Source organism: Parendozoicomonas verongulae, from assembly GCF_009711465.1.
In the GTDB taxonomy this organism is placed as follows: Bacteria; Pseudomonadota; Gammaproteobacteria; order Pseudomonadales; family Endozoicomonadaceae; genus Sansalvadorimonas; species Sansalvadorimonas verongulae.
On the sequence record NZ_SMME01000862.1, the window covers coordinates 1 to 15,968 of the forward strand.

General features: G+C 50.8%; 13 protein-coding genes and 4 tRNA genes. 9 read left to right on the plus strand and 8 right to left on the minus strand.

The genetic code is table 11. From position 1 onward, the window contains the following. Positions 1–52 precede the first annotated feature (52 nt). Complete coding sequence (locus E1189_RS17695) at positions 53–820, plus strand: SAM-dependent methyltransferase (RefSeq protein ID WP_155162079.1); 768 nt, start codon at positions 53–55, stop codon at positions 818–820. Here E1189_RS17695 and E1189_RS17700 read toward each other — a convergent pair. Further along, a complete protein-coding gene (locus E1189_RS17700; protein ID WP_155162080.1) occupies positions 798–1,979 on the minus strand; it encodes an acetyl-CoA C-acyltransferase in 1,182 nt (393 codons plus the stop codon). The genes E1189_RS17695 and E1189_RS17700 overlap by 23 nt on opposite strands. A 169-nt stretch (positions 1,980–2,148) precedes the next feature. On the opposite strand from E1189_RS17700, the gene E1189_RS17705 reads away from it, so the two are divergent. The 5 genes from E1189_RS17705 (at position 2,149) to E1189_RS17725 (ending at position 4,228) form a co-directional block, all read left to right on the plus strand. Continuing rightward, a tRNA-Met gene (locus E1189_RS17705) sits at positions 2,149–2,225 on the plus strand. Between the two features lie 49 nt (positions 2,226–2,274). Continuing rightward, a tRNA-Gln gene (locus tag E1189_RS17710) sits at positions 2,275–2,349 on the plus strand. 48 nt (positions 2,350–2,397) lie between these two features. Continuing rightward, a tRNA-Met gene (locus tag E1189_RS17715) sits at positions 2,398–2,474 on the plus strand. A gap of 24 nt (positions 2,475–2,498) precedes the next feature. After that, positions 2,499–2,573: transfer RNA gene (locus tag E1189_RS17720), tRNA-Gln, on the plus strand. 290 nt (positions 2,574–2,863) lie between these two features. Next, complete coding sequence (locus E1189_RS17725) at positions 2,864–4,228, plus strand: FAD-dependent oxidoreductase (RefSeq protein ID WP_155162081.1); 1,365 nt, start codon at positions 2,864–2,866, stop codon at positions 4,226–4,228. Between the two features lie 65 nt (positions 4,229–4,293). Here E1189_RS17725 and E1189_RS17730 read toward each other — a convergent pair whose 3' ends face one another. After that, positions 4,294–4,569 (minus strand): PA4642 family protein, encoded by a 276-nt coding sequence (locus E1189_RS17730; RefSeq protein WP_155162082.1) that lies wholly within the window; start codon positions 4,567–4,569, stop codon positions 4,294–4,296. Between the two features lie 168 nt (positions 4,570–4,737). Between E1189_RS17730 and E1189_RS17735 the strand changes: the two genes are divergently transcribed. After that, on the plus strand, positions 4,738–6,423 hold the full coding sequence (locus E1189_RS17735; protein ID WP_155162083.1) for a hypothetical protein: 1,686 nt from the start codon (positions 4,738–4,740) through the stop codon (positions 6,421–6,423). Between the two features lie 55 nt (positions 6,424–6,478). Here the strand turns inward: E1189_RS17735 and E1189_RS17740 are convergent, their stop codons facing one another. Then, positions 6,479–7,036 (minus strand): hypoxanthine-guanine phosphoribosyltransferase, encoded by a 558-nt coding sequence (locus E1189_RS17740; protein WP_155162084.1) that lies wholly within the window; start codon positions 7,034–7,036, stop codon positions 6,479–6,481. Positions 7,037–7,274: 238 nt separating this feature from the next. On the opposite strand from E1189_RS17740, the gene upp reads away from it, so the two are divergent. Continuing rightward, positions 7,275–7,901: a uracil phosphoribosyltransferase gene (gene upp / locus E1189_RS17745; protein ID WP_155162085.1), complete on the plus strand. Its 627-nt coding sequence runs from the start codon at positions 7,275–7,277 to the stop codon at positions 7,899–7,901. 175 nt (positions 7,902–8,076) lie between these two features. On the opposite strand, the gene E1189_RS17750 is transcribed toward upp, so the two are convergent. From E1189_RS17750 to E1189_RS17760, 3 genes are all read right to left on the minus strand, one after another. After that, a complete protein-coding gene (locus E1189_RS17750) occupies positions 8,077–8,589 on the minus strand; it encodes a hypothetical protein (protein ID WP_155162086.1) in 513 nt (170 codons plus the stop codon). Between the two features lie 329 nt (positions 8,590–8,918). Beyond that, positions 8,919–9,260: an STAS domain-containing protein gene (locus E1189_RS17755; protein ID WP_155162087.1), complete on the minus strand. Its 342-nt coding sequence runs from the start codon at positions 9,258–9,260 to the stop codon at positions 8,919–8,921. 188 nt (positions 9,261–9,448) lie between these two features. After that, positions 9,449–11,233, minus strand: coding sequence for a formate--tetrahydrofolate ligase (locus tag E1189_RS17760; RefSeq protein WP_155162088.1), 1,785 nt, complete (start codon positions 11,231–11,233; stop codon positions 9,449–9,451). A 369-nt stretch (positions 11,234–11,602) separates the two neighbouring features. Between E1189_RS17760 and E1189_RS17765 the strand changes: the two genes are divergently transcribed. Beyond that, positions 11,603–13,195, plus strand: a complete 1,593-nt coding sequence (locus E1189_RS17765; RefSeq protein WP_155162089.1) for a hypothetical protein — start codon at positions 11,603–11,605, stop codon at positions 13,193–13,195. Here the strand turns inward: E1189_RS17765 and E1189_RS17770 are convergent. Together E1189_RS17770 and gatB are read right to left on the minus strand one after the other, a co-directional pair. Continuing rightward, positions 13,192–14,292 carry a diacylglycerol/lipid kinase family protein gene (locus tag E1189_RS17770; RefSeq protein WP_155162090.1) on the minus strand — a complete coding sequence of 367 codons (1,101 nt, stop codon included), beginning with the start codon at positions 14,290–14,292 and terminating at the stop codon, positions 13,192–13,194. The genes E1189_RS17765 and E1189_RS17770 overlap by 4 nt on opposite strands. Before the next feature lie 215 nt (positions 14,293–14,507). Then, positions 14,508–15,968, minus strand: a complete 1,461-nt coding sequence (gatB, locus tag E1189_RS17775) for an Asp-tRNA(Asn)/Glu-tRNA(Gln) amidotransferase subunit GatB (RefSeq protein WP_268921663.1) — start codon at positions 15,966–15,968, stop codon at positions 14,508–14,510.

The following is a 15,968-nucleotide window of genomic DNA, read 5'->3' on the forward strand; positions in this document are numbered from 1 at the left end:
GATTATGGTTGATGTTTGGTGCTGTTGAAAGGCTATTTGAAGGGGCAAGGGAATGAACTGGAAGAATGCCAGGGAAAATCGGCTGTGGGGTTGGTTTCGGGCTTTGGTAACCGAGGTGATGCTTTCCGTTGTTGGTTTCCGATATATCTTCTCTTTCCGTTTTATTTATTTCGAGCTGCACCGCCGGGCGTTCTTTTTCCTGTGTTCACCGTGGGCGGTGAGTCGCCGTTTTCTGGATCAGCGGGGCGAATTTGATGCGCAGGGTTATGGTGAAACACCGTTGGTGACCTTGAATGCGGTGGCACGCCGCTTAAAGCTCTCTTCTAGTGATGCATTGCTGGAATTGGGTTCTGGCACAGGGCGCAACTGTATGTGGCTGTCAGATCGTTACGGGTGCCGGACTCTGGGTATCGAGCAAATCCCTCTGTTTGTGCAGCTGGGTAAAAAACTGGCCCGACAGAGTATGCCTCCCGGCAAGGTCTCTTTCATCTGTGGCGATATGTTTGGTTTGGATATGTCCCGCTGGCAGCGGGTGTATGTGGATTGCACGGCGATGAGTGAATCTTGTATTCGACAGGTAGCGATGCTCTGTGCCGGGTTACCGAACGGAGCGAAGGTGGTGACAGTGAATGCATCACTGGCGCAACTGATGCCGGAGCGGTTTCAGCTGGAGTCGACGTTTCCGGGGCTGTTTATCTGGGGCTGGTCAGATATGAGAATCCAGCGGGTAGGGCCACCGGAAGAAAGCCCTGAAGAACAGCAGGATCAACAGGGCGACAGGTCAATACCTTTAACGGTTACAGAAGCTCAAGAGCCATAGCTGTCGCTTCACCGCCACCAATGCACAGGCTGGCGACACCTTTCTTTCCTCCAGTACGGCGCAGTGCGTAAATCAGTGACAGGATAATGCGTGAGCCGGTAGAGCCAATGGGGTGGCCCTGAGCGCAGGCGCCGCCGTGGATATTGACCTTGGCGTGATCCAGATCGTGATCCTGAATAGCTGCCATAGTCACCATGGCAAAGGCTTCGTTGATTTCAAACAGATCCACGTCATCTTTCGTCCAGCCCGTCTTGTCAAACAATTTGGTGATTGCGCCAACGGGGGCGATGGTGAATTCTGATGGGTGGCGGGAGTTTGTTGTGTGACCAACGATGCGCGCCAGTGGCTTGAGGCCACGCTTCTCTGCTTCACCGGCTGTCATCAAAATCAGGGCAGACGCACCATCGGAAATGGAACTGGAATTGGCGGCTGTGATGGTACCGTCTTTGGCGAAGGCAGGGCGCAGGCCGGGAATCTTGTCCGGGCGGGCATTGCCAGGTTGCTCATCGTCGGTGACAACGGTTTCTCCCCTGCGGGAGGTGATTGTGACAGGGGTGATCTCTTCTTTCAGGTAGCCGTTTTCGATAGCGGCGTTGGCACGGTTCAGGGATTCTATGGCGAAGGCGTCCATGGCTTCCCGGGTCATCTTGTATTCGTCAGCCATATCCTGGGCGAAGGAGCCCATCAGACGGCCTGTCTCAGCATCTTCCAGGCCATCAAGGAACATATGATCGGCGACTTGACCGTGGCCCATGCGGTAACCGCTGCGGGCTTTGTCGAGAATATAAGGCGCGTTGCTCATGCTCTCCATACCGCCTGCCACCATGATGGTGTTGGTTCCAGCTTTGATCAGATCATGGGCAAGCATGGTGGCTTTCATACCAGAGCCGCAGAGCTTGTTGATAGTCGTACAGCCGGTTTCATCGGGCAGGCCTGCAGAGCGGGAGGCTTGTCGGGCGGGGCCTTGTTTCAGGCCTGCAGGGAGAACGCAACCCATGATCACTTCTTCAACATCTTCCGATGGGATACCTGCACGCTCTACGGCCGCTTTGATTGCTGCAGTGCCAAGCTCGGGGGCAGTCAGGCTGCTGAGTGCGCCCTGAAGGCCGCCCATGGGAGTGCGTGCGCCGCTGACAATAACAATGTCATCCTGATTCATACTCGATACCACGTCTTTTGTTTATGTTTCTGGTTATCGCTGAAGCAGGCATTGTATAGGGCTGTTTGATCTTCGTCATGTTTTGAATACGGAAAACCGAATTGTGGTTTGGCGTGTAAGGTGTTGACAGGTGGGGCCTTTATCATGAAAATGCGCATCACGTTTTCGGGGCTAGGTAGCTCAGTTGGTTAGAGCACAGCACTCATAATGCTGGGGTCGGCAGTTCGAATCTGCCCCTAGCTACCAAAGATGTTGCAGGGCTATACAGAAACTGTATAGTTTCGGCTCGAAAAGTTGGGGTGTCGCCAAGCGGTAAGGCAACGGGTTTTGATCCCGTCATGCGCAGGTTCGAATCCTGCCACCCCAGCCATCTTTTCCGAAAACAGTTCTTTCGAGGACAAAAGCAAAATGATGCCATGGCTAGGTAGCTCAGTTGGTTAGAGCACAGCACTCATAATGCTGGGGTCGGCAGTTCGAATCTGCCCCTAGCTACCATGCTTTTATTTTGTTTCAAATATTTGGGGTGTCGCCAAGCGGTAAGGCAACGGGTTTTGATCCCGTCATGCGCAGGTTCGAATCCTGCCACCCCAGCCATCTCTCCTCTCTGACTGATTCCATATTATTTCTTCAAGTATCTCACCTCATGTGAGATTTTGCTATTTCTGTCATTTATTCCTCCTGTTTTCCTGTATACAACCCTTGACTGGTTGTTTTCACCTATGTTGATAGGTGAAAGTCGCGCATCTTCCTATATAATGCGCTCCGTGTGGTGACGGAACCGCGAATAATAAATCTAAAACAGAATAAGTGGCTGCTATCTGCCACCGTGCCAAAAGCACATGCAGATCAGCCTGGCTAAGGTCAGCAAGCAGAGAGCAGAAATAATGACGGCGAAGACCTATGACGTACTGATTGTGGGTGGGGGAGTTTCCGGTACAGCACTTTTGTATGAGCTGGCCCGGTATACGGATCTTGAACGTATCGGTCTGATCGAAAAATACAACGACTTTGCCACAGTTAACTCCAAAAGCAGTAATAACAGTCAAACAATCCATTGTGGTGATATTGAAACCAACTACACGTTGGAAAAGGCCCTGAAAGTGAAGCGCACCGCAAACATGCTGGTGAATTATGCGCACACTCTTCCTGATGAAGAGCGGGATCGGATCATCTTTAAATATCCCAAGATGGTTTTAGGTGTGGGCCGTGAGGAATGTGATTTCCTTCGTGAGCGCTTCAAGGTATTTGGCGAACACTACCAGGGCATGGCCCTGCTGGATAAAGAGCAGATTGCCGAGATTGAACCTCAGGTTGTGAAGACCGATAACGGCCCCCGTAAAGAAGAGCTGGTGGCTCTGGCGATTACCGATGATTATACCGCTGTTGATTACAAGGCGTTGTCTGAATCCTTTGTGAAGCAGTCAAAGAGACAGGCAGAAGTGTCTGGTAAAGACATTGATATTCTCCTTGAAAACGGTGTTCATGCCATTGAAAAAAATGGTGATATATTCACCGTAAAAACCGGTAAAGGTGAGTATCAGGCACGCTTTGTCGTTGTCTGTGCCGGTGGCCACAGCCTGTTGCTGGCTCAGCAGATGGGTTATGGGTTGAACTTCTCCTGTCTGCCCGTTGCGGGCAGCTTCTACTTCACACCACAGGTTTTGAACGGCAAGGTTTATACCGTTCAAAACGACAAGCTGCCGTTTGCCGCTATTCATGGTGACCCTGACGTGCAGGTGCCTGGCAAAACCCGTTTCGGGCCAACAGCTCTGTTGCTGCCAATGCTTGAGCGCTATAACAGCAGCACGATTCCAGAATTCTTTAAGGTGCTGAGACTGGATGGTTCAGTGTTCAAGGTGTTCTGGGATCTGTTTAAGGTGTCAGATATTCGCAACTACATTTTCAAGAACTTCCTGTTTGAAATTCCCTGGGTGCGTACTCGTCTGTTCCTTAAGGATGCCCGTAAAATTGTTCCCGGCCTGAAGCTGAAAGATGTTTCATTTGCCAAGGGCTTTGGGGGTATTCGTCCTCAGTTGATAGATAAAGACAACAAAGAGCTGATGCTGGGTGAAGCCCGTATTAACCCCGGCACTGGTATTATCTTCAATATGACCCCGTCTCCCGGAGGGACAAGCTGCCTGGGGAATGGTGAGAATGATTTGCGCGAGGTGGTGAAATTCCTCGGCTGCAAGTTTGATGAAGAGGCCTTTAATCGGGAGCTGGTTAGCGCTGATTCCAAGGCTGCCTGATATCGTTCTCTGATAAAAAGCGATCATGGTGGCATGGTCGCTTTTTATTGGGTTGCATTCCCCTGTTAATTCAAAACTTCGAGGTATGGGGTTGCCTGCGCATGCTCAGCCATTTCTTCCTTTAGTGTCAGCCCGTCCGGGCCTTTGGCATTTATGTCCAGCCCGGCTTCTTTGAAAAAGCCGATAAACCGCTCAAAGTCGTGACTGCGCAAGGCTCTGTAGCCCTTCATGAGAATAAAATAATCGCGGTTCACGCCAGTTTCAGGGCTTAGGTTGAGTAGATCCTTGATGCGCTTATCAGAGAGTTCTTCGCCAATAACCTTCTGTTTGTCTTTCTTCATATCGGATTCCCCTGAGTACGACTGCTGTTATTGTAGTGACGTATTTTTGGCGGCCATTGTAGCCAGTGCGCTCGTTCAGGCAAAGAGGTTCAAGAAAACCTGTGTTGTTCCTTCCTGAATCTGCCGATATACGCAGAACAGGAACTTTGCAGCGGGCCGGTTACGCCTATGAGTACACCATCAGGTATTGGTCCTGGGGGCATACAGCCTTCAGGCCATTCAGTTGTTGATAACAAAAACGATTCTGAAGTCACGGTTCGTGCTTCATTGGGCAACAGCGCGCGTTCACTGTCTCTCAGTAGCGACACTGTATCCCTGAAAGAACAGCAGAGTGTTGACCCTGAAAACTCAGTTGGTGATAAAAGCCTGTCAGAGCGATCAGTTGAAGATGTGACTGACGAAAAGCCCGGGCGAATGAAGCAGGCTATGAGCTGGCTTAAGGGGAAAACCTTCGATAAAGGCGCAGTTCTGGTAAGAGGAGCTGTGAATTTTGCCCAGCACCCCATGCACAGTACAGGGAACGCACTCTACAGTGCCGGTCAGTATGCCAAAGGGAAATACCAAGGGGCGAAAGAGGCAGGAGCCGCCGCGAAAGAGCAGGTTGGGGGGGGCTTGAGTGCCTTGAAGGAAAACCCCAAAGAAGCACTTAAGGCCGGTGCAGCATCTGTTGGTACGGGTATTAAAAAACGGGCTACTACTCTTCCCGGCAAGGTGAAAAAGCTGGTTCCTTCACGCTCGAAAGGTTTTAATCTTTCCAAGCTTTCCAAACTGAAAAGCGTATTCAGCCGTTCAGCCAAAGGTGTTCCTCCCGCCCCTTCAGCCTCAGTCAAGCATCTTGTCGCCACAGCCGGGCAGAAACAGGATGTGCAGAGGGCGCAGGGAGCAGAGAGGCAGGATGTGCTCCAGCAAACCCGTGAGGCCCGTGATAATACTCAGAACCTCAATAAGCTCTTGAGCGATCCGGTCTCCTTGAGTCGCAGCAGTGAGGACTTCACTCTGCGCTTTCCCGGTGGTGAAGTTGTGGACATCTCCGGAACAGCAGCAGAGCGTGCGCAATCCACCCGGGATGCTGTGGGTTTTGCCAACAAGTACCGCAGTGAGATTCAGCAGAACAAAGGCGACTTCGAGCAATTGACAAAAGACCTCAAAACCGAAAATAGAAAAGCGGACAAAGCGGATAGAAAAACGGCAACACGCGAACGAAATGCTATTGCACATGATGAGCAGCGGAATTTTAAAAAGGATGCCGAGACACTCAAGAGTCAGCGTTCTGAAATCAAAGATCAAATCAGCAAGCTCAAGGCAGAAATCAAAGAAGAGCTCAAGGTGGATAAAGAGTCCATCAAACAACAAAAAGCCCCACTGAAAACTACCCTCAAGGCCGATAGAGAGCTGCTTAAGACGTTAGAGAAAAGTGTAGAGGGAGACCAAAAGCAGCTGGATAATGAGCTCAAGGAGTTGAGAGCGGAGTTGAAGACTGCCAGAAAGGGAGTAAAGAAATTTGAAGGTAAGCTTGAGCGTGAACGGCCTGAGTGGGATCAGCAATCCGCTCAAAGCGGGCTGGCCAGCGCACAGGGTGAGGTTGGTCGCTTAGTCGATGCTATGACTGCCAAACAACAGGCTTTTGATGTGGCCCATAGAGACGTGAATCAAGACATTGCTGACTTGCGCGCCACAGTTGAACAGGAAAAAATTGACTTGAAGGGGGACTTTGAAGTAGCTGACAGCCGCGTAGGCCGTTTGCGACAACAGCTGGCAGAAACAGAAGCCTTACTGGAAGGAAATACCAAGCAGATGAAAGAGCTTCAGCGTCAGCATAAGGCTGCACGAGAAGAAATCAAAAAGCTCAAATAAAAGCTCATGCAAAAAAGCACAGAGAATAGTCTGCGCTTTTTTATGAAAATCGGGATCAGTGACCCTTCAGAGCATAAATGCCCGGTGCATTCCGCCAGTAACCCTGATAATCCATGCCATAGCCAAATACATAACGGTCATCACATTCCAGGCCCGTAAAGTCGCTCTTTTGTCCGGGGCGTGCTTTGCGATCGTGTTTTTTATCAATCAGCACGCAGGACAGCACTTCTTTGGCACCGGCTTTCTCACAGTGTTCAATAATGGCTGCAAGGGTGTGGCCTTCGTCCAGAATGTCGTCAACAACCATGACGGTGCGATCTTTCAGATCCTGCAGGGGGGGCACTTTCCAGTCCAGTTCACCGCCGCTGGTGGTGTTACGGTAGCGGGTAGCGTGCATATAAGACGATTCCAGCGGGAACGTCAGGTGAGTGAGCAGCTTGCCACAGAATACCAGACCGCCATTCATAACAGCGAAGATCAGCGGGTTTTTGCCAGCCAGCTTCTCAGTGATGTCGGCCGCCATATTGCGGATCGCGCCCTCCACTTCATCCTGAGTGTAGAGGCAGTCGGCTTCATCGAATACTTTCTGGATGTGGTCCAGGTCAGTGGACATGTATAGAGTCTCTTCTCTAGGTAAAAATATGCCTGAAAACATTCAAGGCTTTAGGATCGAAAACATACAGATGTTAAATCCATGAATCAACGTCATCATGACAAGTGATTTTCCGAGTCTGTATTACGGTGAACACTGAATTGTTCAACAGGATATTGGAGGAAGCCGGTTCTGGGGCTTACAATAGCGGGCTGGTCACTGCCTACATTTCTTGTAGCAAAATATATTGAGGCATTTGATGAGCGTTCGCGAAATTACCCATCCCCTGATCCAGCATAAACTCGGTTTGATGCGTACTCGGGATATCAGCACCAAGGGTTTCCGTACTCTGGCCAGTGAGGTCGGAACCCTGCTGACTTACGAAGCTACCAAGGATCTGGAGCTTGAAGAAACTGTGATTGATGGCTGGAACGGCGATATCACAGTTGAGCGCCTTAAAGGCAAGAAAATTACTGTTGTACCTATTTTGCGTGCAGGCCTGGGCATGCTGGACGGCGTTGTAGAGCTGATTCCAAGTGCTCGTATCAGTGTTATTGGCCTGTACCGTGATGAAGAAACTCTGGAGCCTGTTCCTTACTTCGAAAAGCTGTGCAAGCAGATTGACGAACGTATGGCACTGGTTGTTGATCCAATGCTGGCTACTGGTGGCACCATGGTTGCCTCTATCGACATGCTGAAAAAAGCTGGCTGCACTAATATTCGTGTGCTGGTACTGGTTGCTGCTCCAGAAGGCATCAAGAAGGTTCTGGATGCTCATCCTGATGTGGAAATCTTTACTGCGTCTGTAGATGACGGCCTGAATGAGCAAGGCTACATCCTGCCGGGCCTGGGCGATGCGGGCGACAAAATCTTCGGCACCAAGTAATACCCTTGTGCAGAACAGGCCTCTTGAGCTTTCTGACTCAGGGGGCATTTTTCTTTCTGGCGTTTCTAAATCGTGTACGACACCAGCTGCCCTCGACTCTCACGCAGTGCTCACGCTCACTCACAGGCATGGCAATGACCGGATACTTGGTGCAGATTAACATCGGGCGAGATGTTTATCTGCGCTCAGTCGCGGCCAAACCAGTGATGTTGGAGTTCAGAGTGCCAGAGGTTGGCAGCTCCAGACGCCTCCATAGGTGGGTCATGCCCAGCATATCGCTCCAGTGACTCTTAGGTGGCAACAGTGATTCACCCTTATGGGCAGAGCTCAGTCCGATAAAGGCTCCTGCAACCATTCCACCCCCAATAACCAGTGCAAAAACCAGTGGAGGAACGGCAACAGGCAGTATCGAGACAAAGGTTGCCAAAGCACAGCTGGCAAGAACGCCGGTTGCTCCAGCATAGATACCAATACTTGCCAGATAGTAACTGCCGGTTTTCAAAACATTCAGTGCTGTGATCACATACTCACTCAGGCTTTTGGGCCTGGGTTCAAAGGCAGGCGGAGTATGCTGGTTGTCTTTAATATGACTTTCAGGGTTATCCACAGATGTTGCCGCTGCCTTATGGGTTTCATAGCGTTCTTTTGCCATAGCCTGAAACCACTTATTGGCCTCCTGCGCTCCCAAGTCGGTTCCGTAGCCTGCTTCCAATTGAGGTTTTGATGGCGTGCAAGGGCAGCCATTGCCCTGATAAACAGGAGAAGAATGGTTATGCCTGTGAGACGTTCTGCGCAGGTGAAGCTGAGATGTCCGGGCACTGTATCCGCTGTTGTATCTGCTGTGACGACGGTTGTGGCGTGCCTCTGCCTGTGCTCTGGTATTGCGCTGGGATTTTTTTCCCTGCGAAGGCCTGCGTGGCTCAGAGTGGTATTTATGGCCAGTGCATGAGTCCGTAGACCGCGGATGCATATGCGAATACTTGGTATACATACTCAGCCTCCTTTTTATATCACTGGTTAGTGAAGAATCCGGCGGATGGCGGCATCCTTACTGGATTCACTTTCTATAAACAGATCCAGACCGCTGATATGCAGCAAATCCTGAACCGGCTTATTCACCCGGCAGAGAACCAGACGGCCCCGGCCTCGCATATGTTTCACCAGATCTGACAGAACTGCCAGGCCGTCGCTATTCATTGAGATTAAACCCTTGCAATCGAGAATGATTCGGGAGTGGCCATCATCAACCAGCATGTCGATGGTGTCCTGCAGAAGGTTGGCATTGCTTGTCCGTACATTGCCATCCAAAGCAATGATGGCAAGCTCCTGGTGCTCCTCAAGTGATAATTCCAATGCCATCGGGAACCTCCTGTTATCTCCCAAATCCACCCACGATCCCAAGGTACTGACTTCGTTCCCGAGCGTCTGTCCGACATAGGTCTGAGAGAGGAGGAGGTGTAAGACGTTCGGAGCAGGAAATATAAAAGAAGGAGCCGAGAGGCTCCTTCCAGGGGGTCATCATAGGATGAGAAAAGTGAGTCGCTGAATCAGCTCAGGTTCACAATGTTGCCTTCACCATCAATGTCGATCTTCATGTAGCCAGGCTTGGAACCCAGGCCAGGCATGGTCATGATGGTGCCGCACAGGGCGTATACGAAACCAGCACCCGCCGAAAGTCGTACTTCACGGATGGGCACCTCAAAGTCCGTTGGCTCGCCTTTCAGGCTTGGATCGTGAGAAACGGAGAGCTGGGTCTTGGCCATGCATACCGGCAGGTTGCCGTAGCCTTTCTCTTCCAGTACCGCAATCTGCTCTTTAGCCAGATCACTGATCACGGCCTGCTTGCCGCCATAACCTTTCACAACCAAATCGTTGAGTTTGGTGGTAATGGTGTCTTCGAAGTTGTACAGATAGTTGAAGTAAGGTTTCTTCTCGTTGCACACGCGGTCGATTTCGTTGGCAATCGCCATGCAGCCTTCACCACCGTGAACAAAACCTTCACTGATTGCTGCGCCATCAGCACCCAATTCCTTGGCCTTGGCCAGCAGCCAGTCCAATTCTTCTTGAGTATCCTGCGGGAACCGGTTTACGGCAACAACACATGGCAGGCCGTACTTCTTCACGTTGTTGATGTGGTAGCGCAGGTTGCTGATGCCTTTTTCCAGTGCAGGCAGGTTAGGCTCAATCATACCTGAGTCAAGGTCGCGACCAGCCACAACCTGGAAATCACCGGAGTGAGACTTCAGGCCTCGAAGGGAGCACACCAGTGCAGCAACGTCTGGAGATTTTCCGCCAGCGTTCACCTTGATGTTGCAATACTTCTCAAAGCCCATGTCGGAGCCGAAGCCTGCTTCTGTGACTACATAGTCACCCAGTTTCAGGGCGATCTTATCGGCCACAACGGAGGAGTTACCGTGGGCAATATTGGCGAAGGGACCAGCATGTACAAAGCTCGCACCGCCTTCCAGGTTTTGCATCAGGGTTGGCTTGATGGCTTCTTTCATGATGGCAGTCATGGAGCCGGCAACCTGCAGATCGTCTGCGGTGACAGGTTCGCCATCGTGGTTGTAAGCCATGATGATTTTGCCGAAACGCTCGCGCATATCCTGCAGACTGGTGGCCAGTGCCAGAATCGCCATCAGCTCAGAGCCAACGGTGATATCAAAGCCTTCAGGACGAGGAATGCCGTTCATGTTCTTGGCTGCACCGGGCGTCTGTTCGCCCACGGTGATCTGACGCAGGGCACGGTCGTTGTGGTCCACAACACGGCGCCAGGTGATACGGCTTGGGTCAATGCGCAGAGCTTTCAGGCCGGAACGTTTTTCAAAGGCTTCGTAGCCTTCGCGCTCTTCGTGGAAGATGCGGGTGTCCAGTGCCGCAGAACCCAGGTTGTGGGCGCTGGAAATAGCGTGGATGTCACCGGTCAGGTGCAGGTTAAAGTCTTCCATAGGAACAACCTGCGCATAACCGCCGCCCGCTGCACCACCTTTGATACCGAATACGGGGCCCATGCTGGGCTGGCGAATACAGCTGATCGCTTTCTTACCAATGGTGTTCAAACCCATGGTAATACCGATGGTATTTACAGTTTTTCCTTCGCCGAAAGGTGTAGGTGTTGTTGCGGTAACCAGAACCATACGACCGTCCGGACGATCTTTCAGTTCTTCGTAGGCATCAAGGCTGACTTTGGCCTTGTAATGACCATAAGGTTCAACGTGTTCTTGTTTCAGTCCGAGCTTGTCTGCCAGCTCGGTGATTCGCATTAGACTCGCATCCCTGGAAATTTCAATATCCGACTTCACGAACGATCCCCCTGTGAAACAGTCAGTCATCAAGTTCTTGGAAACTGGGTGGATATGCAGAATGCCTGAGTTGCGGGGGATAAAACCTGATCTGGATCAACTATTTAGAGTAAGAGTTCGGGGAATGCCTAGAAAGAATAAATGAGTGTGAGGAATTGCCGAGGTGTGAAAACCTTTTGAAGGCGTCATTCCGAGCAAACCGAAAGGCTCACTCCGGGTACTTAGAATATGTTGTGAAATGCTTTCTGGCTCTTTTTACAGGTTGCTGACGGAGGTGAGCTGTCAGGAGCGCTGACACTCAGGTTAGCTACTCTAACCGGCAACGAACATTCTTTATTTATTGCCCTCTTAGTTACTGACTTAACAGTTTTATATGTCGGTTTTTGGGGGGAGGTATTTATGGAGCTAAGAGTATCCAGTACTGACAGTCAGGCCAGCCAAAGCCTGCCGCAAAGTGTCGAAGCCAGCACGGTAGAGAGCAAAAATAAAGATACTGCTACTGGCAAGGTGAGTGGGTATCAGGTGAAGCAGCCAGAGGTGTTACCCCAAATACTGGCCTCTCTTTGTGATGATCCGGAAGTTATTGGACAGCTTGACGAATTCCAGTCCCAGACGAATTTTCTGGAGCGTAAGGCGATGCCACTTCCTGGAGGAACTGAGCAGCTATTTACCCCATCTTTGGCGCGAAGGCGCGGTGCTTGCCGGGTAAAGAAACCGTCTGATCACCCTCCAGCAGTGATGCCGAAAAGGCTGGATTCATTACGATCCTCCGGTTCTGAATCCTCCTATGAGGGTGAAAGTTTCAGTTTTAGCTCCGCCTCTCATCAGCATTTAGAAGATTTTAAAGCTGACGCTTTAGGTGATTTACGAAAATCTGTATCTCTGCCTGTGTGCGGCGGAGGGTTTCTTGTGAAGTTCGTTCCTGCTGTTTTTAATATTGTGGCCCATGAATGTGTGGCTTGTGAAAAGCGCTATCAAAACTGGCCAAAGTTATTGGAGGTGTTTGGCCAATTGCAGCTTGCACTCAAAAGTTATATTCCCCAGAAAACAGTTGTGACCCCTTATAGAACACGTGTTGAAGAAGATGCCCAGACAGATGCCCAGCGCATTATTCAGGAAATGAAATCGGGCATGACCAATTATATCGAGCGTCTGAGATACCTTGATCGAGAAAGAGAGGGAAGCAATATTGAAGAGCAGGTCGCTGAGATTCCTGGCGCTCTGTTTTCCCTTTGGCTGCCTGCACTCTCTGAAGCTATTGTAAAAAAACTCAGGTCTCTGGTCACTGATGAGGGTGCATGGCACCTTGTTAACCAGACGGCCAAGTGTGCGGAGAAAGTCAAGAAAATAACGACCATCGTGAAAGGCAAACCAAATGGCCTGGCAGCTTGTGTTGAGTTTTACAAGCATTATATGGGCCTGATTGACCGGCTGGTAGTTTTTTTTCCAAAAGGAGAGCTGGATATTGCCCGGCTAGTTTTAGACAAGGCAAAATCAGCGGAAACTTTGCAAAGAAGAGAAAGGCTGGTAGCGGTTCATGATGAGCCGGATAAGTCTGAAGGGGTTCTTAACGCACTGACTTACTTGAGAGCGGAGTTACAGGCTTATGAAGATGTTCTGAATATTCTGTTGTCCACCCCTCATCTGACGGAAGGAAACCCCTGCGGTCAGGATATTATTGAAGCGGCCAATGCTCTACTTGAATATGGGATGACTGACGAAACGCGAGAAACCTTTGCTCAACTTGTACGCAGCACGGAACCTTTGGGGAGTAATAAAGTTGCCCGTGTTTATGCAAAGGAAGAAGAAAGTAGCAAGAAGAAAAAGAAAAAGAAAAAAGGGAAATGCACAAGCGATAAGGTAGAACCGCAACTTGACCCTGGCAAGTATATGGAAGAGGCCAGTAATACAGCACTGCTTATTAAGCAACGCAGTGAGTTTAAGCGCTTTATCGGGCAAGTGACAATGGGTGTTGATAGGGTCTTTGACTAGGGCGCTTTCCCTCCCAGGAATGTATATGCTCTTGCCATTCGCACAATTTTGGCAGGTGTTTCATATAAGGGCTCACCATCCACCTGAAGGGCGATAGGAGGGTGCCCTGTTATATGGTTAAGTGATATTTGCCTGAAAGGGAAGCGTTCTACCTCTGGAGTCGATGCACCGGTGGCCAGTTTCACCATAGTGACAAGCTGACGGGGTAGCCACTGGTTGTTTGTAACAGCTGCCATACCCTCATCTTGCTCCGGGTCCATGTCGGGGATAAGAGGAACACCTCCAGCGCAGGTCGGGCCACAGGATAATGTAAAAATTCCTCGGATATTGCGTGCAGGTGCATCATCCTGCGTAACTTGAAGCTGGGGATGGCTGTTAGCAACTGTTGTCAGAATATTCACAACGGGATACACCATACTTCTGGGGGTACATAGCAATAACGGGCTGATGTGTGTTCTGCTGTCGTGCTGGTATTTCCACAATCCTGCCTTGGCCGAAAGGCCAGCATCCACTTCATCGACAGCCATCAGCACAGCACTGCTTTCCTGTTGGGCAAGTCTGCGCTTTGCTGTCACATGGTAAGCGCCATATGTGACAGGGGTTCCATGAATCAGAATCTGAGCCGCTTCCTCCATGTTATAGAGGGGTATGCGAAGGGTACGGGCTATATCATTACCTGAACCAAAGGGCAGCACTCCAAAGATCAGGTGCTCTCTGTAGGGTAGTTCGCGGACAATTTCACTGATGGTGCCATCACCGCCTACCCCTGCGATTAGCAGTTGATCCTGTGCTTCCCTTCTTTGCAGCCATTCTTCATAGAACCGACTGGCCTGCTGACTTGCCTGCCCATTTGCTTCGGTGAACTTAACCATGTAGGGGAGTCGCCCGTCAGTATTGTTTTCAGCTTCTTCCCTGGAAATAAAGTATTTGGGTTTGACCGTATGGGAAAACTCTTCCCATAGCTCAGCGCACTGACCGTGTCGGCTGGCCGGGTTCACCAGAAACAGAACCTCACTGACTTGCCCCCAGCTAACCAGAGAGAGGGCCAGCAGGCATACCAGTAAACAGAAGCGGCAGACAGGCAAGACAGTATGCACTACCTTCTCCCCAGTTTATTGATAGATTCGAAGGGGGAGAAGCATAGCCTATACCCGGGTACTTAATAGGGCACTCATTGGCTCATGGGGCAAAGCACTTTAAAGCACACATCCTCACGTGGTCGCTTTTAATCAGTTTGAAAATCTTGTTCATGTCTCTTCGGTAGGCGCTGTTCCAGTCTTGCAAGTTACCCTGCAAGACTGGAGACAGGCAATTAACCCAGTTTCTTCTTTAAAAGCTGGTTAACCATGCCAGGGTTAGCCTTGCCCTTGGAAGCCTTCATGGTCTGCCCCACAAAGAATCCAACCATCTTGCCGCGTTTGGCTTCATCCGCCGCCTGATACTGTTCCACCTGTTTGGGGTTTGCAGCCAGAACATCATCAATAATGGCTTCAATCGCACCAGTGTCGGTCACCTGCTTCAGGCCCTTGGCTTGAATCACTTCATCAGCGTTTGCGCCTTCGCCTTTCCACAGCGCTTCAAATACCTGCTTGGCGATTTTGCCGGAGATGGTGTTGTCCTTGATGCGGGCCATCAGGCCACCCAGAACTTCGGCGGACACAGGGCAGCTACTGATGTCCAGATCATTCTGGTTCAGGGTTTTTGCCAGTTCCCCCATCACCCAGTTGGCGGCCAGTTTGGCATCGCCACCGGCTTTAGCGGCCGCTTCAAAGTAATCTGCCGTAGCCAGCTCTCCGGAGAGAACGTCGGCATCGTAGTCGCTCAGGCCCAGTTCGTTGATAAAGCGGGCTTTGCGGGCTTCCGGCATTTCCGGCATTTCGGCACGGAGCTTTTCCAGACGACTGTCTTCTATCACCACTGGCAGCAAGTCAGGGCAGGGGAAGTAACGGTAGTCGTTAGCTTCTTCTTTGCTGCGCATGGAGCGGGCAACGTCGGTATCGCCATTGTAAAGACGGGTTTCCTGAATCACAGTGCCGCCGTCTTCTATCAGCTCAATCTGGCGCTCGATCTCTTTGTTGATCGCACGCTCCATAAACTTGAAGGAGTTCAGGTTTTTGGTTTCGGTGCGGGTGCCCAGTTCTTCCTGACCTTGTGGACGAACAGAGACGTTTACATCAAAACGCATGGAGCCTTGAGACATATCGCCATCGCAAATACCCAGCGTGGTCACGATAGAGTGCAGCTTGCGGGCAAAGGCCACAGCCTGCCTGGCATTGCGCATATCTGGCTCGGTGACAATTTCAATCAGCGGTGTGCCAGCACGGTTCAGGTCGATGCCGCTCATGCCTGCGAAGTCTTCGTGCAGGCTCTTGCCTGCGTCTTCTTCCAGATGAGCGTGGTGGATGCGTACCCGGTGGGTGCTTTTGTCATCCAGCATAATATCGACATGCCCTGCACCAACGATGGGCTTTTCCAGCTGGGTTGTCTGGTAGCCCTTGGGCAGGTCTGGGTAGAAGTAGTTCTTACGCTCGAACACATTCACCTTGTTGATCTCGGCATCAATGCCCAGACCAAACTTGATAGCCATGTTAATGGCTTCGTCGTTCACTACTGGCAGGGTGCCGGGCAGGCCCAGATCAATAGCGCAGGCCTGAGTGTTAGCTTCTGCACCAAAGGCGGTGGAGGCACCGGAGAAAATCTTGGTTTTGGTAGAGAGCTGAACATGAATTTCCAGCCCGATAACGGCTTCCCATTGCATCGTGCTTGTAAACAT